Origin of the sequence: Paenibacillus durus ATCC 35681, from assembly GCF_000993825.1 — a bacterium.
Taxonomy (GTDB): Bacteria; Bacillota; Bacilli; order Paenibacillales; family Paenibacillaceae; genus Paenibacillus_AQ; species Paenibacillus_AQ durus_B.
On the sequence record NZ_CP011114.1, the window covers coordinates 5,303,283 to 5,325,516 of the forward strand.

Sequence of the window (22,234 nt, forward strand, 5' to 3'; positions counted from 1 at the left end):
TCTTCCTTAAAAATAATGGGATTATGCATCTTAATTTGCAGAACCGTAATCAGCGTCAATGATCGAATCCATAGAATGTCCGCTTTCCGTCAACGTTTCAACTACCGGCCCCAAATACAGATCGGTCTGCCAATACCCGGATTCCGGCAGGTCAACGTGTACGGTATGCGTTCCCGGTCCATAGGTTTTAGTCACATTATCGTACACGTGCTGATTCTTGTAAGGCTTGCCGTCTTCCTGAGGAATGACGCCTTCCGGATAGACATAGCTGGAGAAGCTAATCCGGACTTGCCCGATGCCTTCAGGGACCGTAAACGTAGCCGTTCCTCCTTGAACATCGGAGTTGAAATACTGGTCGAACGGACGCTCGGGCTGGTTTGATCCGTCAGCTTCATGGGTTTCCTCTACGGTAATGGAATCGCTCCATAATACACCCGTTCCCGGATGGCCCGGACGCTGATAGGCTTTGAACATATAGTTTCCTTGTTCCAGCACAGCCGGCTTGAAGGTCAGCTCCTGCGATTCGCCGGGAGCGAGTGTCCCGATTACGCCTGAGGCAACAACTTCGCCGTTCTTGGGATTGCCGGTGTCGCTGCGGAATACCTCATAGACCGTTTCGCCCTTCATCCCGGAGCCGCCATTTATAACGGTTGCCGAAATTCCGGCGTAGGTTGTTTCTACCACGGTAAAGCGCAAGGAGCTTTTGTCCCATGCCGCTTTAGCCGGCTGGACCTTGCTGCTTATCTGGCTTTTCGTTTGTCCGTTGTTGACTTTTTCAGCAGATGCGGTATGTACAGGTTGGACAAGCGGGAGGGCCAATAACGATAGGGAAAGGACTGCGGCGGAGACTGTTTTTGTATACTTCACATTAGATATGCTCATTTCTTCGGCTCCTAACTAAGATGGATGCGTCATCGCCTTAAGGAAAAGAAAACGGGTAAATCCGAAGATGCTTACCCGTCTTCCTGTTCTTCCGGCAATAACCGTGAATCGTATTATTGAATTTTTACACTGCGGTCTTCATCGGCTGGGATCTTGACATACAGAACATGTTCAGCCGAATCGAAATAGTAACCACTTTCCTGCTGGTTCAATTGCTCCAAGCTGTTCACTTGGTCATATTTGTGTTTAGCCGCCTGAATTTTCTTCGGCTGCTCGGCATCATGCAGCTTCAGCGTGTAGGACTTAATGGCGGAATCGTAGTTTTGCGCTTTTTTGCCCTGCTCGAACTCGATGTGGTTACCTTTCTTCTCCACCTTGAATTCGGTGATATTGAATTCGCCATTCTTGTAATCCATAGACTCGGCATCGTCTTCGTAGAAGCTGTAGCTGGCTTTATCGTTCAGATACGTGTCGAGGATCAGATTTTCTAGCTTCTTCTCGTCAGTGGATTGCTCTACTTCCTGGCGAGGGATGATCGAATTAGTTTTCACGAAAATAGGCAGTGTTCCAAGATCGGCGTTAACTGTGATCGACTGGTTGCCTTCATACTTTTTGCCTGTCCAATAATCGACCCATGTCTCGCCGGCCGGCAGATACACTTCGCGGCTCGTTTGGCCTTCTTTGACAACAGGAGCAAGCATCATCGAATCACCGAACATAAACTGGTCTTCGATGTTATACGTCTTCGCGTCGTCCTGGAACTGGTAAACGAGCGGTTGTTGAACCGGCTGGCCGTTCTCGGCCGATTCCTTGAACTGGTTGTACAAGTAAGGCAGCAGCTCGTAACGCATCGAGATGTATTTCCGGCTGATATCTTCAACCTCTTTACCGAAATTCCAAGGCTCTTGCCCGCCTGCCAGTCCGGATTTCGCGCTGTTGTCATAGTGGTCGCGGGCAAACGGCAGGAAGGCGCCGACCTCGATCCATCTTGCGAACAGCTCAGGCGTCGGAACATTGCCCGGCGATTTCGCAAAGCCGCCGATATCATTGCCGACAAATGGAACACCGGACAACCCGACGTTGGCGTTCATCGGAATCGACATTTGCAGATGCTCCCAGTTACTTACGTTGTCACCGGTCCAGAGCGCCGCGTAGCGCTGCGTTCCTGCGTACATGTCGCGGGTTAATACAAATGGACGGGTGTTCGGTTTATTTTTGAGGAAGCCGTTATATGTCGCTTCGGTTTCAAGATGTCCATACAGATTGTGGACTTCCGTATGCGGCTTCTTCTCCCCGTTGTCGCCATCAAATACGACATCCAGCGGCATTGTATGGAAAGGACCGTCAAATACGGCAGGCTCGTTCATGTCATTCCAGATGCCGTCCACGCCTTCATTCAAGAGAGTTCCGAGATTGCCGGCCCACCAATTGCGGACATCCGACTTCAGGAAGTTCGGGAAGGCGGATCTGCCTGGCCACACATCGCCGAAGAAGGTGGAGCCGTCCGGATTTTTCGCCCAATAATCCTTGGCCGTTCCTTCTTGGAACATACGGTAGTTCTCGTCCTGCTTGACAGCCGGATCATTGATCGTAATGGCGTGGAAGCCTTCATCCTTCAGCGTCTTCAGCGCTTGTTTGTACTGGTCGTTCCAGGTAAACACGCGGTATCCGTCCATGTAGTCGATGTCAAAATGCATCGTATCGAGCGGAATTTTCTTCTCGCGGTAGGTTTTGGCCACATTCACGAGTTCTTCCGGTGTGTATCCCCATTTACTTTGATGGAAGCCCAGGGACCACATCGGAGGCGTCTCGGATTTGCCTGTCAGCTCGGTATACCGGTCGATAACGTCGCCGATTTCCGGGCCGTTGATGAAGTAGTAAGTAAGCGTGCCGCCATTGGCGTAGAAGTAGTAGTAATCATCCTTTTCACTGGCCATTTCATAATAAGAACGGAACGTATTGTCGAAGAAAATCCCGTATGCTTTCTTATCCTTTAGACCGATGAAGAATGGAATGGACGTATACAGATATTTGGTATTTTTGTTATAGGAATAAGCGTCCGTGTTCCACATGCCAAGGCTTTTGCCGCGCTTATTCAGTCCGCCGGATTGCTCGCCGAAACCGTAGAAGTTTTCACCGGAATCCGTCTTTTTAAATGCATAAGGCTTGCCGTTTTCATAGCCGACACCTTGCGCCGCGTCTTCGTTGATGACATTCCCCTGCTTGTCCAAAAATTTAACGCCGAACGGTTGTTTGTTAATTTTTACAGTAAGCTCGCTTGTAGAAAGGATATATTCTTTATCCGTTTCCTTGGAGCTGAATTTTGGCGTCTTCCAATCTTTCTTGGCGATTCCCGGCGAGATGAACTCGTCTTCACCGTTTTTAACGACCGAGATTTTGGCCATGTCTTCCGAGAAGAGGCGGATAAAGCCCTGGTAGTCGCCCAGGTTCAATTTCACTCCATTGTCCAATGCTTCTAGCGATTGTACGGATAACGGCTGAAGATTCTGTTTGTTTAATGGGGTATCCGCCTCAGGCTGGGTTTCCGCAAACGCCACGGTTGCCGGAAGCAAGCTCGCAGCCGTTCCTGACAGCAAGCTTACGCACATGATCGCCTTTGCCAGTTTCCTAGAAAGGCTCAAAGACTTTCCCTTTTTACGCATACATTACTCTCTCCTTCTCCGATTCAGTTTGTAAAATCGAACCGTCCGCCGGCGCTTGTCCGGCTTCCTGCCCTCTACCAAATTAGCAAGCACCTGGGGGCTGCAACAATGGGGATAACCTCCTACGGGATGGATAGACAGGCTTTATAAGCAGGTGGGAAAACGTTTACAATAAGAGGGTAAATCATTGCCAAACCAGCGCCACGCTTAGGATTCAATCTTTTAAACTCAACCTTTTTTTGCATCCGGAACTCTAATAATTAATTGCCAATTAATTGGATATATGAGGGAAATGATAGTTCCCGGGGTCTATTAAACCGTTTTTTTCCTAAATAGAGAGCGCTGTAGTCAACCTTTTATTTTGCTGTGTATCAAAAAATAGAACACTTTTTCCGGCAAATTTATGCTTCAGGAAGAAGAATCAGTAATTTTAAACCAAATAATGTAATTTGAAGGCGGGTGCAATATCTTTCTCTCTTCCGCAAAAATAAGACACTCTGCCATATGATAGCGGTTACAAGGGTCTCTGGACCATAGAAATTATGCGATACGAGACTCCAAAATAGGTACGTGTCCCAATTGATCACACGGGGTTTTTCACAGATAATGAACTGAAACCAGGGATAGGAGTGAGACAACATGAGACACGTCAGAATGATACGGATAGCCGCTGCTGCTCTGCTCTGGGTGACTGTCTGGCTGATATCGGCTTGCGAGAATGCTTCTGAGATCGTTTCTGACCCGCAAAAGGTTGACCGAATAGAGCGTGGCGTCCTGCTTGAGAAGCTGGTTACCGATAAAGCGGCTTACCGGCCGGGAGAGAATGTCCGATTTGATTTAAAGCTGAGGCGTCCGGCGTCCGGTGGAACGATACATATCCGCTATTTGCATATGGACCGGATCGTAGAGGAAGAAACCTTAAAGGCGCAAGGGGAGGAGATAACCTGGAACTGGACCCCCCCGAAGGAAGACGGCAGGGGTTACTTTGCCGAAGTGTTCTATATAAAGAACAAAAAGCCGGTTGATCAAATGAATATTGCCGTCGACGTTTCCTCTGACTGGGGGAAATTTCCCCGTTACGGCTACTTGGCGGATTTCCCGCAAATGAGCAATGAAGAGAGGTCCCGGGTGATCGAGCGCTTAAACCGGTTTCACATCAACGGCATCCAATTCTACGATTGGCAGTACAAGCATCAGGAGCCGATCCGTTTCGAGAACGGCCGCCCTGCGGCGGATTGGACCGACATTGCGGGCCGTCCGGTATCTTTTGACACCGTGAAAAGCTATATCGACCTTGCCCACAGCCGGGGCATGAAGGCCATGAATTACAACTTGCTCTTCGGAGCCTATGAGGGCGCGGAAAATGACGGTGTGAAGAAAGAGTGGGGAATGTTCAAGGACCCCGCCCACGGCGAGCAGGATAAACATCCTCTTCCGGATAATTGGGCGAGCGATATTTATATGTATGATCCCGCCAATCCGGAATGGCAGAATTATCTAGCCGGGAAGGAAATCGAGACGTTTAAGACGCTTCCTTTTGACGGCTGGCATGTGGACCAATTGGGCGATAGAGGCCCGCTGTGGACTTATGAAGGCAACCCGGTTGACCTGGCCTGGACCTATCAGGCTTTCCTCAAGGCGGCCAAGGAGAAACTGAATGTCGATTATGTCATGAACGCGGTCGGCCAGTTCGGCCAGGAGCATATTGCCCGTGAGGCTCCCGTCAAATTTCTGTATACCGAGGTATGGGGCAAGCATCCGGGCTACCAGAATTTAAAGGAAGTGATTGACCAGAATTCCGCATACAGCGGAAACCGGCTGAACACGGTACTAGCGGCATATATGGATTATCACTATTCCGATTCTCCCGGTGAGTTCAACACGCCGGGGGTCCTGCTGACGGATGCGGTGATCTTTGCCTCGGGCGGTTCCCATCTGGAGCTGGGAGAAAACATGCTGTCTAAAGAGTACTTTCCCCATAAAAATCTCAGCGTCTCCCCGGCGCTCGAAGCGCAGCTGATTAACTACTACGACTTTCTGACCGCCTATCAGAATCTGCTGCGGGACGGGACGGTGGAATCCGGATTAAAGGCCGAAGGGACGGGGGAGCTAGCGATTTCGGACCAGGCTTCGCAGGGGAAAGTGTGGTCTTTTTCCAAGCGGAAGGATGGTAAAGATATTTTCCATTTCATTAATTTCACGGATGCTTCCACAATGAACTGGAATGACGATCAAGGAAGCCAAAGGGAACCCGTGGAGAGACAGGATGTTTCCATATCAGTGAGAACCGATCGGCCGGTGGCCAAAGTATGGTTCGCTTCTCCCGATGTCAGGGGCGGCTCGCCCCAAGCTTTGGAGTTCACGCAGCAGGATGGCAGGCTTGAATGGAAGCTGCCCAAGCTGAAATATTGGGACATGGTGGTTGTCGAATATGAGGAGTAAAGGACTGTTTTCCTATAAGTACCATTGGTATCCAGCTTTGTATCCTGTACACTTTTATTAACGAACATAACACTAGGAGAGGCCGTATGCTGCATAAATTGCGAATATCCAATCGTTTTACCGCTAAGATTATACTGGTCCTCCTGCTGGTTATTATCATTCCAACTCTCTTTACCAGCTTGTCCTTCTATTGGCTGTCCGACTCCATTCTGAAAAAGAACGCGCGGGAGTCAACGATTCAAATCGCGAAACAAACGGCAGAGTCGCTCTCATTCATTCTCGATGTGGGCGTTGACACCTCTGATTTTATTGCCAGCGATATGAACATTCAGCGGGCGGCCATGGAACTGGGCAACAGTCCATCCTACGAAGAGAGCTGGAATTTTCAATATATAAATACACTGCTCAACAATTATGTCTATTCCAATTCCTTTGTCAAAATCGTCTATCTGCTGAAAGAGGAGGGGAGAGGATGGGGCAGCGGCACCTTTTCCGATCAGAAGCTGAAGGAGATCCAGCTGTCCGACCAGAATTGGGTCAAAGAAGCCAAACGTAAAGACGGCGAGCTGGTTTGGCAGGGCCTTCAGTATGATCATTTAAGCGGAGGCGGCGTCAATACCGATTTGGTTCTGCCGGTAGCAAGGGTCCTCAAGGATTTTAATACGATGCGGAATATCGGACTGGTGCAGATTAATTTGGACGGGCAGTCGGTTGTGGGGACGATCCGGCAGCTGCAGCTCGGGAAGACGGGCAAGTTCTTCGTGGTCGATTCCGGGGGGAGGATCATGATCGACTCCAATCCCGATATGATCAACAAGAAAGTGGAGAACCCCGATTTGTATGAGCGGATTGTCGGTGATAACGCCGTGGAGTTCGAGTTTCACATGGGTGGTGTCCCTTATTATGGGGTTAAGCAGCTGCTCAGCAACGGCTGGATGATTGTCGGCACCGTTCCGGTTGCGGAAATCAGCGGGCCGCTGGAGCGTCTTCAGACCTGGATTTTGCTCTCTTCGGCTGCTTTCTCCCTGGTCGCTATCGGAATCGGACTTTTTATTGCTAGGTGGGTGACCCAGCCTGTAAAGCAGCTCACCCAGAGCATGCTTTCCGTTCAGAACGGAGACCTGAGGGTCAGGGCGGACGTTCGGACATCCGATGAAATCGGCTTTTTGAGCAAGCAGTTTAACAAGATGATTCACAAAATTGAACAGTTAATGCGTCAGGTGGAGGATGAACAGAGTGAAAAGTATCATGCTGAGCTCCGCGCGGTCATGCACCGGATTCACCCCCACTTTCTGTATAACACGCTCAGCACGCTCAGGTGGCTTATTGATTCCAAGCAGAATGACCGCGCATCCGAGGTATTGTCCGCGCTGAACCATCTGCTTGAGGCGAATATGGGCAAAAGCGGCAGCAGGATTACCGTCGAAGAGGAACTGGATATTATCCGAAAGTATTTGATTATCTTGGAGCTTCGGTACGAAAAAATCTTTCAGCTGGACCTGGATGTCGAACCGGGCACGGAGAAGGTGATCATTCCCCGGATGCTGCTGCAGCCGTTAGTGGAAAACGCTATCTTTCATGGGATCGTGCCGAAAAATACAGACGGGCGGATATCGATCCGGATTCGGAAGTATGACAAATACCTGGAGTTTCTGGTGGAAGATGACGGTTTAGGCATTGGGGAGGATAAGCTGAAGGTGCTGAACAACCTGGAGACGGCAGTAGAAAATGGAGAGATCGGAATCGGCCTGCGTCATATTTACGATACATTGCGGCTCTATTATGCTCAAAATTGGAATTGTTCGATTACAAGCACGCCCGGACAGGGAACGACGGTGCGCATTTTATTAAAAGTACTATCCGAGATATCCTCAAAGAACTGACAGATCGGAGGAAACATCCATGTACAGAGTACTTATCGTAGATGACGAGCCTATCATCCGTAACGGGATCAGCGCATTTATCGACTGGGAAAAGGAAGGGGCTTCGGTTGAAGAATACGCGAATGGCGCAGAGGTATTGGCCCAATTAGAAAGCCGGGCCTACGATATTCTGATCACGGATATCAAAATGCCTTTAATGGACGGCATTGAACTGATGAAGCGAGCCTTGGTGCTGTGCCCTTGGTTGAAGGTGATCCTCATTAGTAATTACAGTGATTTTAATTACGTAAAGGAAGGCTTAAAGCTTGGCGCCGTCGATTATTTGCTCAAGCTAACGCTCAAGCAGGAAGATCTGCTTGCCGTCTTGCGCCGCAGTATTTCCATGCTTGAGGAGGAACGAAGAAAGGTCTTTGAACTCAAATCTTATCAGCAAGGCGCCTTGTACCTGGAGCGAAAGCGGGCAGAGCAGGAAATCAAAAGACTGATCGTACAAGAGCAGGCTCTATCCGCTTCAACCGTCTGGATTCCTTCATGGCTGGAGCATTCCTATGCCTGCGTGTATCTTATGCTCGATGGGGCTGAGGAATGGAAAGAAAATCACGGATACTTGTATGTTCAACTGCTGCTGGAGGAGCTGCAGGAAGCGTTCTATGAGCGTTCGGAGGAAGGAAGCGCGCTGCTCGCCGCTGAAAGCGGCCTGTTCCTGATCTTTCCCGGCCCGGAGGAGGAGGCCCGGCAGTGGCTTCTGCAGTGGAAGGAGCGGCTGCAAACGGAGTGGGGAATTTCAACGTCGGCTGGCTTCGCTGTAAAGCGGGGGGCAAGCCGGATATTGGCTGGATATTTCGCCAGCCGTTCGGCCTGTCAGAGACGGTTCTTCGAAGGGGTGGGCGGATTATATGCGGCAAGAGATACGGAAACCAGCTCCAGAGTTAAAGATACCGGGCTTGACTATGACTGGCAACCCTTCTTCGAGATGATGCGGAGCGGCGAACCGGTGTCATTCGCGGTTGATCTTGCGGTGGAACGCTGGAAGAGCATGGGGTTGAGTCCGGAAACGGTGCAGCAGGAGGCGATCTCTCTCCTTACCGAAGCCTGCCGGCTCCAAGCCGACAACGGCGCCTTGCTTCCCGAACGGTATGAGCAGCTTCGCAAGACAGAGACCTTGGAGCAGCTGGCGGCATTCATGGTTAATGAGCTGGAGGAAATCGGCAAAGCGTTTATTCCCAAATTGCTTGATAACGGGTACGGCGGACAGCTGGTCACAAAGGCACTGGAGTATATAGCCTCCCATTATACCGAGAACTTGACGCTGCAAAGCGTAGCGGATACCGTTCATCTCAGTAAAAGTTATTTTAGTCTGTTATTCAAAAAGCAGACCGACCGAACCTTTATCGATTATTTGATCGAGCTGCGGATTCGGGAAGCGAAGCGGCTGCTGACGCAGAATGACAGCCGGATTTTCGATATAGCCAAAGCCGCCGGGTTTAAAGACGTTAAATATTTCAGCAAGGTATTTAAAAAAAGTACGGGATTTACTCCCATGGAATACAGGGAAAGCACAAAGGTGTCAACTATTGTATAACGAATAAAGGAGGAAGCTTCGATTGGCCACGCGCTGGGTATCCTTTATTCTGATCCTGCTGTTAACGGCCGGATGTGGAGGGACTTCCATGATCTCGAATCCGGAGAGCGTACAGACCCTTCAAGGGAATGATAAGACCGTTCTTATTTTCTGGCATACGTATAACGATAAGGAAACCCGGATACTGATGCAGGAGCTGGTACCTGCTTTTGAGCGGGATCATCCGGACATCCGGGTCAAGTGCATAAACTTAGCCAACAACAACGAATTAAAGTACAGCTTGATTGCGCGCGCCTCCTCGGGCCGCGGTCCGGATGTCGTAAGGATGGACATCGCCTGGGTACCCGAGTTTTCGCATAAAGGGCTGCTTGAGCCGTTAAACGGTTTTCCGGGCTTCAACGATCTGAGAGACGCGTTTCATCAAAAGGCCATGAGTGCAGGTTATTATAATAACCAGTATTACTCGCTTCCGCTCAACCTGTTCACGAAGCTGACCATATTTAACCGGGAGCTCCTGGCGCGGTCCGGCTATTCGGAGCCTCCGCACACCATGGATGAAATTCTGGAGCTGGCCCGTAAGCAGCATTTTGTAATCGGTCTGGCGGGCTTGGGACCTTGGGACACCCTTCCCTACCTCTACAGTCTGGGAGGCTCATTTATGGACCGGGACTTTACGAGGGCTTCCGGATATTTGAATAGTGACCGTACCGTCCGGGCGGTGGAGAAGCTGGCGGATCTCTACAAGGACAAGCTCATTCATCTCTCGGCCGTGACCCAGGACCGGGATAACTGGGCAGGGGTACGGAACGGAAGCATGTTGTTAACGGATGAAGCACCATGGTTCTTTAGCTTGTTGAAAGAGTCCGACAAGAGACAGGCTCTTAAACAAACCCTGTCTGTACCTTTTCCAAAGGGAAATGGAACGAGCTCGATTATAGGCGGCGAAAATTTGGTCATTATGAAAGGCAGCAAGCATCCAATCGAGGCATGGGTTTTTATGAAATGGATGACTGGCCTCGAAGCGCAGCTGATTATGGCCAAGGCCGGGTTAATTCCGACGAATAAGGAAGCGGTTAAAGCGCTGAACGTTAGCAGGCACTCCTACCTCTATCCTTACGTTGAAGAGGTTGATGACTCTTTCCTGCGGCCGCCTGTGAAGAACTGGAGCAAAATCGATGAGCTGTATACCGTGTACCTGCATCAAATCTTTCTGGGCCATCTGTCCGCGAGGGAAGGCTTGGACCGTGCAGCCGAGGGAATTGACAAACTGCTTAAAGATTATTGAAGGAAAGTTTCTCCTGGATGTAGACGGAGGATGAGTTTCAAGCTGTCATTGCCGGTCTTGGAAATAGAGTGCTAATTGCGGCAAACATTGGCTTAGATACAAAAACTTGCTGGAACAAAGATTCGATGATTGGAAATGCAATAATTTTGAGCTACGATGTCCCGTTTGCTGAATGCACTCGGGCGAAGGAAGCGGTATGCGGACGCCGCGTTAGTCCAGCGGACCCGGATCATAACCGAACCGCTTCAGGTCGACTGCTCCCTGCTCATCGAACTCGACGCCTTCCCCCATGAGGTACAGCCGCTGAATCTCGCCGGATTCCCCATCCGCCAGCGAGATTCTTCCCTGCGCATTGATGATCCGGTGCCAGGGAAGCTTGTGGCTTCGGCTCATGGAGTGCAGAATCCGGACAACTTGCCTCGCCCCGCGCGAGCTTCCTGCTGCTGCGGCTACTCCCCCGTAAGTCATTACCTTCCCTTCAGGGATGGATTGTATGATGCGAATGGCTTTTTCCGTAAACGGCGTCACTTAGAGGAGGCTCCCTTCCTATGGCTGTGTCTTTTGATTATAGCAGAGAAAGGAAGAGCTGACTAAAATCATATACCCGTGCCCGGCTTTCGATTTCCACCTCCTGTTAATTAAAGGTATAATGGGAAGCAGTCAGGGCGAAAGGCCCGATTCATCGATAGATCATTTGATTCGGGAGGTGACCGGGAACATGGCGGATAAGGTGATGAAATACATAACGATGCCCTCGCATTGGGGCAGGGAAGTCAGACATAAATATTACTCGCAGGGATCGGATACGCTGGCGGTTGTTTTTCCGGGGAAAAATTATCCGGCGGAGCTTCCTTTACTGCATTATGCGGGCAAGAACGCACTGGAGCATGGCTGCGATCTGCTGCTGCTGGAATATGGTCACCAAAGCGCGCGAACTGAGCTGAAGCGCGAGGAAATGGGCATCATTGAGGAAGAATGCGCACAGGCGCTTGAGGCGGTTCCCGGCTATAAACGGCTGTTGTTTATCGGCAAAAGCATCGGCACGGTCATCGCAGGCAGTCTTGCAGCTTCTTCCACTTCTTCTATGAAGGCGCAGTGTCTGTATCTGACGCCTTTACGGGAATCGGTTCCTTACATCCAACGTGGGGGCGGCACCGTGATCTACGGCGGAAGCGACCCTTTGTTCAGCGAAGAGGATGCGGCGGGAATCAGCGGTATAACGAACGTAGCATTGTACAAAATCGACGAAGCTAACCATTCCCTTGAAGTCGGCAGCGTCAACGAGTCTTTGGCAGTTCTTATTGTAGTTAATAATTTGGTACATGAATTTTTCAGGGGAGCGCTGAGTTCGTAAGGAGCTCTAGAGGTTATGCGGATGAAAGTTGAACGGATTGACCGGGAAATCACGAATAGTAGAAAGGCGGATAACGATGATACTTGAGGCGGCCATGCTGCACATTAAGCAGGGAATGACGGAGGCGTTCGAAGACAGCTTCAAGGCAGCTTCGCCTCTCATTTCCTCCATCGACGGCTACTTGGGCCACGAACTGCAAAAATGCTTGGAAGACGATCACAAATACCTGCTGCTGGTGCGTTGGCGGAATCTTGAGGACCATACGGTCGGATTCAGGGAATCCCCGCAGTATCTGGAGTGGAAGGCGCTGCTTCATCACTACTACAGCCCGTTTCCGGTAGTGGAGCATTTTACGCGCATCGAATTGGAATAGGCGAAAGACGGAATAGGAGGCCTTCCCATGGAAAAATATATCGCCCTGATTCGCGGCATCAACGTCGGAGGGAATAAGATCGTCAAGATGCAGGACCTGAGGACGATGCTTCAATCCCTCGGGTTTCAGAACGTAAAGACCTATATTCAGAGCGGAAACGTAGTGTTGGACGGCCCGGATGACGGGGATGAGGCGATTGGGGAAGCTATTGAAAAAGGCATTCGCGAGACTTTCGGCTTTGACGCATCCGTAATCATCCGTACAGCGAAAGAGCTGGAGGCGGCAATCGCGAATAATCCGTTCGAGCTGACCGGGGCGGAGGAATTCAAGCGGTTGTATGTTTCTTTTCTGGCCGGAGAGCTTACGGATGAAGCCAGGGAGCGGCTGCGCCCCTATGAAGACGGAGAGGACAAGCTGCGCGTCGTTGGCAAGGAAATGTACATTCTCTACAAGACCAAAGTAAGCGACTCGCCGCTGTTCAAGGTCCCTCTGGAAAAAATAATGGGCGTATCCGCCACATCCCGCAACTGGAATACGGTGAACAAGCTTGCGGCGATGGCGCGGGAAGAATGATATGAAGGAGACGTCTTGTTCGTGAGTTCCTGGATTGGATAATAATGGACGTCAAAATCATGAATAACTGGCGCGCCCATTGATCAGGTGAACATGATTTGATTTCAGGCATTAATATGCATCGAACCGGTATTCGGGAACATGAAATGCTCCCCGGATGCCCCTGGTTCAGGTTGAACCATAGCTGCTTCCGGCGTTTTGCTGGAGGCAGCTTATTTGCTTTGCAATAAGACTTGATGTTGAGGCTTATGCCTTGAAGCGGCAGCAAGCATACCGCCCTATCGCCCTTAGGGCGGCCGGCAGCGGCGGAAGTTTCATCCTAAAGGCGGCAAAGGCGTCCGGTAGCGGCAGAAGGGTTCAAAAAGTTGCTGCGTTTATACATCTTTTTTCTCGTAAAGCCCTCTCCCTAATCCAATTCCTGCAAATGCGCAGGCACTTAGCATCCAATCTCCCCATAGCGGCGTTCAAGCATCAAATTGATGCACAATCGCATCCATTTCTTTTTCCCTGGGCGAAATTCAACGCGGAGCCTGCAGATTTGCAGGAAGTGCGGCCTGCGCTGCCAGCGCTACCTGTTCCCTCTATCCCTTTTCTGCACGACGATATGACCTGCCAAGCCGATCTGTTCCTTCAGAAAACATTCAGCGGGCACTCATTATGAGTTAAGGTAGGGATGCAATAATACAGTACGGAAGAGGAAGCGGCTGCCAACAGGCAGCCGGAGAAACGGGTGGAGAGTGATCAAGATGAGACTAATCAGGAAGCTGGGTTCGGATCTCGTTCTGGCGGCTATTTTGCTGCTTGCGGCATTTTTGTACGGCTACGGGATCTGGAACGACAAGTACGTCAATCTGTACTATACAACTGCGGTGGGAAGCATGCTGCAGAGCTGGCACAATTTCTTCTATGCTTCGCTGGACTCGGCGGGTTCGGTAACGGTGGATAAGCCGCCGGTGGTGTTCTGGATACAGACGCTGTTCGCCTGGATATTCGGGGTGAAGGGCTGGAGCGTCATTCTTCCTCAGGCGCTGGCCGGTGTAGGGTCGGTGCTGCTGGTCTATCTGCTAGTCAAACCGGCTTTTGGCAAAATGGCTGCCCGGATCGCTGCTCTGGCAATGGCTCTTACGCCGGTGGCGGCGGCCGTCAGCAGAACGAACAATATTGACGCCATGCTCGTGTTCACGCTGCTGCTGGCGACATGGTTCTTGTTCAGGGGAACCAGGAGCAGCAAGATCGGCCCCCTGATCGCCGCATTCGCGTTAATCGGCGTGGCGTTCAACGAGAAGATGCTGCAGGCTTATATGGTGGTTCCGGCCTTTTATCTCTTTTATTGGCTGGCGTTAAAGATGAACTGGAAGAAAAAAACAGGCGTCCTGGCGGCATGCACCGCCGTCATGCTCGTTATCTCCGTGTCCTGGGCGGCCATCGTGGATTCGATCCCGGCTAGCCAGCGCCCTTTTATCGGCAGCAGCACCACTAACTCGGTCATGAAGCTGGCCTTCGGTTATAACGGCGTATCGCGTCTCACCGGAGACCGGGGTAATGCAGGGCGCGGCGGGTTCCCGCAGGGCATGAACGGAGAGATGCCGTCATGGAACGGCGGCGAAGGTCAGGGCATGCCCGGAATGGGCGGAGGCCGCGGCGGCATGAACGGCGGAGCAGGCGGTATGTTCAACACCGGCACAGCGGGACCGCTGCGGCTGTTCCAATCGGAGCTGTCGGGCCAAGCCAGTTGGCTGATTCCATTCATCCTTTTAGGCTGCGTCGGCATCTTCTCCGGTCTGCGCAGAAGACATTTCACGCAGAAGCATAAGGAGGCCGTCTTCTGGCTGGCTTGGCTGATTCCGGTTGCAGGCTTCTTCAGTATCGCGGGCTTCTTTCATCAATATTATCTTATTATGATGGCTCCGCCGATCGCGGCGCTGGCCGGGGCGGGCTTTGTCAAGCTGTGGAGCTTGTACCGCGAGCGTACGGACTGGCTCTCCTGGCTGCTTCCGGCGGCTATTCTGGCAACGGCAGGCTTCCAGTCGTATATCCTCAGTCCGTATAACAAAACCATCGGAGCAGGCTGGTCCATCGGCATTTTGGCCGGAGGTATTGCGGCTGCCGGGCTGCTGGCGCTTTGCAAAATCAGCAGGAAGCAGCTGCCTCGAATTACGGCCATTGCCGGACTGCTCGTCCTTCTGATCGGTCCGCTCTACTGGTCGATCACGCCGATTGCCTACGGCCTGAACAGCATGATTCCGGCCGCCGGTCCTGACAGCCGGAGCAGCATGGGCGAAAGGATGAACAGAGCCATCGGCGACGGGGCTGGAGAAGACAGTATGATGGGCAATATGCCTGACGCTGCGGACGCCCAGAGCGGAACAAGCGCCCAGAGCGCAGCAAGCGCCCAGAATAGCGCGAACGGCCAGAATGGTACGGATACCCAGAACGATAACAGCGCACAGGACAGCCGCTTGGGCGGAGGCCAATTCGGTTTCGGCGGCAGCGAGGGCGAGAATGTTAACGAATCGCTGGTCGCTTATCTGAAAGAGCATAATACGGGGCAAGAATATTTATTCGCCACGATGAATTACAGCACAGGCGGGCCTTATATCATCGAAGGCAATAAGGTCGTCATCCTTAACGGCTTCTCCGGCTCAGATGTGGTGTACAAGGCGGATACCCTTCAGGCGCTGGTCCAGAGCGGCAAGGTTAAATACTTCTATATTTCCGGCGGCGGCATGGGCGGCGGACGTGAGGGGAACTCGGAATTGACGACATGGATCACCGAGCATGGTACAGAAATTCCGTCCTCGGAATGGCAGGGCGCAAGCAGCGGTACAGGCGGCACATTGTACGAGGTTGCGTTGAACTAACCGTCAAGACCTTTGGTTATAACAAGCGGGCGTACTGACAATCTATTGCCGGCGCGCCTGCCACCCTATTTTTAAAAAGGAGGAGCTGCTCATGAGTTCTAACGTGCGCTATTCCGTGATTATCCCGATGTACAACGAGGAAGAGGTTATTCAGGAGACCTACCAGCGGATCAAAAAAGTGATGGGAACGACGGGAGAGCCGTATGAGCTGATTTTCGTCAATGACGGCAGCGTCGATAGCTGCGCTCAGATGATCGAGGAGTACAGCTGCTGGGACGAGAGCGTGAAGCTGATCGACCTTTCCCGCAACTTCGGGCATCAGGTAGCGATAACCGCAGGCATGGACTATGCCCTGGGCGATGCCATAATCATTATCGACGCCGATTTGCAGGACCCCCCGGAGCTGATTTTGCAGATGATCGAGGAGTGGAAGAGCGGCTATGAGGTCGTGTATGCCAAACGCGTGAAGCGAAACGGCGAATCTCTGTTCAAAAAATGGACGGCAAGCCTGTTCTACCGGGTGCTGGCGTATTCAACCGACATCAACATTCCGGTAGATACCGGGGATTTCCGCCTGATCGACCGGAAGGTGTGCAACGAGATAAAGCGCCTGCCGGAGAAGAACCGGTTTGTTCGGGGACTGGTCAGCTGGGTAGGCTTTCGCCAGAAGGCGATCGAATACGTACGCGACGAACGGCTCGCGGGGGAAACAAAATATCCGCTGAAACGGATGGTTAAGCTGTCGCTGGATGGCATCACTTCTTTTTCATACAAGCCTTTGAAGCTGGCCGGATACCTTGGAGCGCTGCTGTCGGCGTCGGGCTTTCTGTACCTGTTGTACGTGCTGTATCTCGCCATTTTTACGGATTCGGCGGTTAAGGGCTGGGCTTCCGTCATCGGGATTACCCTTACCTTCAACGGCTTCGTGCTGCTGATGCTCGGAATTATGGGCGAATATATCGGCCGGATCTACGATGAGTCCAAGGGACGTCCGCTGTATATCGTACAGGAAGTGTATCAGGGAAAAAAACAGCAGCAGCCGGTCAGAATGCAAACGGCCCGCTATGAAACCAAGTAACCTATTATTTGAGAAATTTAAAATTTTTATATAATTTTAATAATTTGTTCATCTTTTCCAAGTACAATGAATGCAACTCCCTATTATCGAGGTGCATCCCATGAAAACGAAAAAGACCATCTGGATTCCGGCAATCTTGGCAGCTGTAGCAGCCGTACTGCTCGTCGCTTATTATTTTTACGTGTCTCCTTTAGAGGGAGGCGGAAGGCCGGCAGGCGGCGCTGGGGGAATCCGTCCTCCCAGAGAAGAAGGTCCTGAGGGCAGCAGGGAAATCTTTAAGACGCTCGGCACCATTGCCGTGTTCCTCGGAGCTTGCAGTTTCTCCTGGTTCTGGTTCAAAAGGAAGCTGAAATCGTCGTCGATGTTGGTACGGAGAACCGGGAAGCTTCTGCGTTCTGTGCACAAGCTGCTTGGCTGGGCGACCTTGGCCGTTATCGCAGTTCATGGCATCTATTTTTTGTTTGCCAAACCGGGAGACGACAAAATTTACACCGGTCTTGCGGGATTCGCCATTCTGCTCGCAATCGCCGGGTACGGCTTCTTCATTAACAAGGTTCGTAACAAATGGATGCGCATGGTACATCGTATACTTGGGCTGCTTTGGGTTCCCGTACTGCTGCTTCACGCCGGAGGATCGGTAATCGTAGCGGTCATTGCAAGCCTTGCAGTCTGGGCTCTTGTCCGGGTGCTCGAAAGAAAAGGGGAAGAACCCCTGAAACCGTCTAGCCAACAGAGTTGATTATATAGCGAAGGGACGGTCCCATAAGTCATGAAAGATGACCTAAGGGACCGTCCCTTTTGCTGTGTGCGGATTGAAGGGTGGAAATTAATTCCTAGGTAAGAAGCTGTATTTCTCTAATTATCCAATTATATCCATCCATTTTAATGTATTTCTTGTTTTATAATAGACCGTGACGGAAACCACGGAAAGGAATATCCATGTCATGAAAAGCAGCATCCGTAACCGCTTATTGGTCATGCTTCTCGTATTTATTATCGTGCCCTATTTCATTTCGGTACTGGCCATCTATTTTCATACCAAAGAGAAGGTAGAGCAGCACGAATATCGGATCAGCGAGGTACAGCTTCAAAAGGGCAGTGAAGAGCTCGGGCAATACTTTCAGGATATGGTCAATTTGCCGTATATTTTATACCTTAATCCCGGTTTATTCCGGATATTCGAAAGAGGCTTCGATAAAGAAATTTACTCGAATCAGCTTGAAGTTGATAAATGGTTTCAAGCCTTTTATCTGATGCGCAGAGAAATTCATCAAGTTCGGTTTTTTATGGTAAAAGAGGGGGATTCTTTTACCGTTTACGATGCTAAGGTGAGTGCCCGTATGAAGCGGCCTGATTTATCAGAAAGTCCTCCTATTCGGAACTTGATTAAATCCGACTCTAATTTTTTGATTGAACCACCGCATTTGATCCGGAATTATAATGGTTCTGCTGTTATGCCAATGTCGGATCGGACGTTGGTGATGACGATACATCATAAAATCAAAAATATACTCTCCAACGAATTTTTAGGTGTCGTCACCATGGATATCGACTTAAGCCGGTTTTCCACCATTTGCAGCCGTTTTCTGAAGGAAGGCGAATTGGTTATCCTTACGGATGAGAATGGGACCGTCGTATATTCAACCGATCAAACGCTGATGGGGAAACCTTGGAAAATCGATTCCGGATTGTCTTTAGCGAGTGGAAGATCAGGCGATATTACGATGTCCAAGCCGCTTCCGGGTGAGTTTGGGGAATGGCATTTGGTCAAGGTGACTTCAAGCGGCAACTTATACAGCGATGTACGGCAAACGGCATATATTAGCGCCTTTTTTGGTGTGGGTGTCGTGATTTTGGGGCTTATTATGATTCATTTTATTTCCAATAAGATCACTCGTCCTATTCAGTTGTTAAGTAAAAAGGTCCGAAAGATTGAAGGAGGGCATACGAATATTTGGTTTAATGATAGCGGCCGTGACGAAATCGGTCATTTGGAGAGGCACATCAAGGATATGATGGAACGAATCAACCTGTATATTGATAGGGAATATCGGCTGGAACTCGAGAACAAAACGAACCAATACCGGGCGATTCAATCCCAAATCAACCCGCATTTTTTGCATAATGCTTTACAATCCATCGGTGCGGTTGCCCTTCGTTCCCAAACTCCGCAAATTTATCAATTGGTGACTTCTTTGTCGAAAATGATGCGGTATACGATCCGAATGGACAATTGGGCTTCGATTCGTAATGAAGTGGACTACGTGAAAGCATATTTGGATCTGCAAAAGGAACGATTTCGGGTGGAATTGCGCCATTCTATCTTGGTAGAAGAATCCATAATGGACATGCCCGTCCCGGTCATGATCTTACAGCCTCTCGTTGAAAACTTCTTTAAGCATTGTTTTGAAGAAGGACATTATGGTTCGCATCTCAGCATTCGGGGATGGCTTCAAGAAGGGGTTGTGAAACTTGTTGTGGAAAATGATGGCCCAGGCTTGTCCCTCGAAGAGCTGAACGAATTAAGAAGGAAATTAAACGCAGTCGGCCATGACGCAGCATCACCTAATAACCGGATCGGTCTGAAAAATATACATGATCGTTTAATCTTGAACTACGGTTCTCGAGGAGGCCTGGAGGTGGATTCGAATCCCGGGGGAGGATTTACCGTCCTTATTACGATTCCAACCCAATCAAAGGAGGACGATAATCATGAAAGCTCTTCTTGTGGATGATGAGTTTAATGTGCGTGATGTGATTCGGTATCTGGGACATTGGGAGCAACTAGGCGTGACGGAAATATGGGAAGCTAACAACGGGGAAGAGGCCCAAACCATTATTAAAAGGGAGCGGCCCGAAATCATATTTGCCGATATCAAAATGCCCAAAGTCACCGGTATCCAGCTTTTGGAGTGGTTAAACCAGCAAGCCTACCCGGGAAAAGTGATTATTGTCTCGGGGTATGATGACTATTCTTATATGCGCAAAGCCATACAATACTCCAGCTTTGATTATTTATTGAAGCCCGTTGAAGCAGACGCCTTAAATACGGTCTTGGAGGGCGCCATATTGGCCTGGAACCGTGAGGAAGCCGAACGGCGAAGCGATTCCGTCGTTGCCCAAGAGGCCGAAAGGATGCACAGTAACCGATTAATTACGGCAGCCTGTGAAGGAGAGCCTTGGAATGGGGAGGACCTGGCGAGGTATCTTCCACAAGCCGATGCCTACGATCTTACCTTGCTGTATTTTTACCATACTCACAGCGCCGATACTTACATCAATCCGCTCGCTGAGGAGATGATGGCTCAGGAGTGGGGCAATGCGTTTGTTCTGCAAAACGGCGATTGTATAGGTCTTGTGATCAGCTCGCGCGGCAGCAAGCTCTCTATAGAGCAATGGATTTCAAACCACTTTGATATTCCGGTACGGCTGGTTAGCGGCGACCCGTTGACATCCTTACACGATCTGCCAAATGCTTATCAATCGGCAAAAAAAGCGATGGAGCTGCAGAATTTCAGGACCATTCATCGTCTAAGCGATTTGGATGACGCACGGCGAATGAATGACATCGTCACCTATTTAGAGGAGCACTATACGGAGGAGCTTTCTTTAGACAAACTGGCCAATCGATTCTTCCTAAGCCGGGAGCATATCTGCCGTCGATTTAAACAAGAGCAGGGGATCAACCTATCCAATTATTTAATTCAATTAAGAATTGAACAAGCCAAACGATGGCTAAGTCAAACAGAGGAAAGAATTTACTCGATTGCGGTGAACCTCGGGTATCAGAATGAAAAGTATTTTTCAAAATTATTCAAGAAAGAAGTGGGTATGACGCCGGCCAGGTACCGCAGCCTTCACTGAAACCAAAATAAAAGGAAAGGAGGGGAGATATCTGAAAAAAGCTATGAAAATAATGTTGACGGGGGTACTGTTCGTATCGCTTGTGGCGTGCGGGGAAAAGAATGAGGAAGGGCAAACCCATCAAAAAAAAGCACCGGATCATAAGATCGTTTTGAGCGTATTAAATCCGAAGGTGGAGATTGCCACCCAGTTTGAGCAGCTGGTCAAAGAATACGAGAAGGAGCACCCGGAAGTGGATATTCAAATTCGGACGGTCGGCGGGGGCGCTGATGACCGTGCGATGCTGATGACCCAGTTTGCTGCCGGGAAAGGTCCGGATATTTATACAAACGGCGGATATGAGGAAGCCAAGCTGTGGAAATCGTACCTGGAGGATTTATCCGATCAGCCTTGGACCCGATATGCGTATGATTACGCGTTGAAACCGATAACAATGGACGGCAAAATCTACGGAATGCCGATTAATGTGGAGGGCTACGGTTTTATTTACAATAAGGATTTGTTTGCGAAAGCGGGAATTACGGCAACACCGACGACACTGAGCGAATTGACGAAGGTTTCGGAAAAGCTCAGCGTCAAGAATATTACTCCTTTCTCGAACGGATACGCGGAAAAATGGATCCTTGGTGTAATTTTGTTGAACACCGGATTTGCGCACCAGAGCAACCCGGACGCCTTTATTAAGGAATTGACGGACGGAAGGCAAAAATTCGAAGGAAACAAACCATTTGAAGGGCTGCTCCAACTGCTGGATCTAACCGTACAATACGGCAACAAGAATTCGCTGACCACAGATTACAATACGGCAGTCACCAGCTTTGCAACGGGTAAAACAGCAATGATCCTGCAAGGAAACTGGATCCAGCCGATGCTGGATAAAATCTCACCGGACATGAACATTGGATTTTTCCCAATCCCGGTCAGCGATGAAGCGGCGAAAAATGATGCGCTTGCGATCGGCATTCCCAACAATTGGGCCGTGAACAAACAAACAACCGCCAAGAAGAAAGCGGAGGCCAAGAAGTTCTTAAACTGGATGGTTTCTTCGAAACAAGGCCAAACATTTATGACCGAGCAGCTTAAATTCATTCCCGCATTTTCTAATATCGAATGCAAAAACTCCGGTCCGCTTGCTGATGACATTATGAAATATATAAAAAAAGGCAAAACATTATCCTGGAACTGGTACAAATATCCTGCGGGAGTGAGCGATGAGTTTGGGCCTGCCATGCAAGCTTATATTAATAAACAAATGAACAGGGATCAACTTCTGCAGGAATTCCAAAAATCATGGAACAGATATTCGGAAAAATAGGTTGAAATGGGCTAAGAATCCATCATATTCTTAAGCCTTTTTTTATTTTCTTTTTAATTTTTACCTGTTAATTAATACC

17 protein-coding genes are annotated in these 22,234 nt (G+C 50.0%); 14 read left to right on the top strand and 3 right to left on the bottom strand.

Annotated elements, in window-relative coordinates:
* Positions 1-30 precede the first annotated feature (30 nt).
* Both VK70_RS24795 and VK70_RS24800 read right to left on the bottom strand, forming a co-directional pair.
* A complete protein-coding gene (locus tag VK70_RS24795; RefSeq protein ID WP_025698272.1) occupies positions 31-882 on the bottom strand; it encodes a hypothetical protein in 852 nt (283 codons plus the stop codon).
* A gap of 113 nt (positions 883-995) precedes the next feature.
* Entirely contained in the window at positions 996-3,545 is a 2,550-nt protein-coding gene (locus VK70_RS24800; protein WP_036641993.1) for a glycoside hydrolase family 31 protein, read from the bottom strand.
* Between the two features lie 639 nt (positions 3,546-4,184).
* Here VK70_RS24800 and VK70_RS24805 point away from each other — a divergent pair.
* The 4 genes from VK70_RS24805 to VK70_RS24820 all read left to right on the top strand — a co-directional run bounded on the left by VK70_RS24805 (position 4,185) and on the right by VK70_RS24820 (position 10,737).
* Complete coding sequence (locus VK70_RS24805; RefSeq protein WP_052756040.1) at positions 4,185-5,987, top strand: glycoside hydrolase family 66 protein; 1,803 nt, start codon at positions 4,185-4,187, stop codon at positions 5,985-5,987.
* Between the two features lie 86 nt (positions 5,988-6,073).
* Positions 6,074-7,870, top strand: coding sequence for a cache domain-containing sensor histidine kinase (locus VK70_RS24810; RefSeq protein WP_025695950.1), 1,797 nt, complete (start codon positions 6,074-6,076; stop codon positions 7,868-7,870).
* A gap of 19 nt (positions 7,871-7,889) precedes the next feature.
* On the top strand, positions 7,890-9,452 hold the full coding sequence (locus VK70_RS24815; protein ID WP_025695949.1) for a response regulator: 1,563 nt from the start codon (positions 7,890-7,892) through the stop codon (positions 9,450-9,452).
* A gap of 22 nt (positions 9,453-9,474) precedes the next feature.
* On the top strand, positions 9,475-10,737 hold the full coding sequence (locus tag VK70_RS24820) for an extracellular solute-binding protein (RefSeq protein WP_025695948.1): 1,263 nt from the start codon (positions 9,475-9,477) through the stop codon (positions 10,735-10,737).
* 210 nt (positions 10,738-10,947) lie between these two features.
* On the opposite strand, the gene VK70_RS24825 is transcribed toward VK70_RS24820, so the two are convergent.
* Positions 10,948-11,265, bottom strand: coding sequence for an MGMT family protein (locus VK70_RS24825; RefSeq protein ID WP_025695947.1), 318 nt, complete (start codon positions 11,263-11,265; stop codon positions 10,948-10,950).
* A 190-nt stretch (positions 11,266-11,455) separates the two neighbouring features.
* On the opposite strand from VK70_RS24825, the gene VK70_RS24830 reads away from it, so the two are divergent.
* The 10 genes from VK70_RS24830 (at position 11,456) to VK70_RS24875 (ending at position 22,155) form a co-directional block, all read left to right on the top strand.
* The gene (locus VK70_RS24830; RefSeq protein ID WP_025695946.1) at positions 11,456-12,091 is read left to right on the top strand and encodes a hypothetical protein; all 636 of its coding nucleotides are present in this window, start codon (positions 11,456-11,458) and stop codon (positions 12,089-12,091) included.
* 76 nt (positions 12,092-12,167) lie between these two features.
* A complete protein-coding gene (locus VK70_RS24835; protein ID WP_025695945.1) occupies positions 12,168-12,464 on the top strand; it encodes an antibiotic biosynthesis monooxygenase family protein in 297 nt (98 codons plus the stop codon).
* A gap of 27 nt (positions 12,465-12,491) precedes the next feature.
* Positions 12,492-13,037, top strand: a complete 546-nt coding sequence (locus VK70_RS24840) for a DUF1697 domain-containing protein (protein WP_025695944.1) — start codon at positions 12,492-12,494, stop codon at positions 13,035-13,037.
* 253 nt (positions 13,038-13,290) lie between these two features.
* A complete protein-coding gene (locus tag VK70_RS24845) occupies positions 13,291-13,698 on the top strand; it encodes a hypothetical protein (RefSeq protein ID WP_025695943.1) in 408 nt (135 codons plus the stop codon).
* Between the two features lie 85 nt (positions 13,699-13,783).
* On the top strand, positions 13,784-15,898 hold the full coding sequence (locus VK70_RS24850; RefSeq protein ID WP_046723901.1) for a glycosyltransferase family 39 protein: 2,115 nt from the start codon (positions 13,784-13,786) through the stop codon (positions 15,896-15,898).
* A 91-nt stretch (positions 15,899-15,989) separates the two neighbouring features.
* Positions 15,990-16,976, top strand: a complete 987-nt coding sequence (locus VK70_RS24855; protein ID WP_025700680.1) for a glycosyltransferase family 2 protein — start codon at positions 15,990-15,992, stop codon at positions 16,974-16,976.
* 100 nt (positions 16,977-17,076) lie between these two features.
* A complete protein-coding gene (locus tag VK70_RS24860) occupies positions 17,077-17,715 on the top strand; it encodes a hypothetical protein (RefSeq protein WP_025700678.1) in 639 nt (212 codons plus the stop codon).
* 205 nt (positions 17,716-17,920) lie between these two features.
* On the top strand, positions 17,921-19,711 hold the full coding sequence (locus tag VK70_RS24865) for a cache domain-containing sensor histidine kinase (RefSeq protein ID WP_025700677.1): 1,791 nt from the start codon (positions 17,921-17,923) through the stop codon (positions 19,709-19,711).
* Positions 19,689-20,840: a response regulator gene (locus VK70_RS24870; protein WP_025700676.1), complete on the top strand. Its 1,152-nt coding sequence runs from the start codon at positions 19,689-19,691 to the stop codon at positions 20,838-20,840. The genes VK70_RS24865 and VK70_RS24870 overlap by 23 nt, the downstream gene beginning before the upstream one ends.
* Positions 20,841-20,883: 43 nt before the next feature.
* A complete protein-coding gene (locus tag VK70_RS24875) occupies positions 20,884-22,155 on the top strand; it encodes an ABC transporter substrate-binding protein (protein WP_036643242.1) in 1,272 nt (423 codons plus the stop codon).
* Positions 22,156-22,234: the final 79 nt, after the last annotated feature.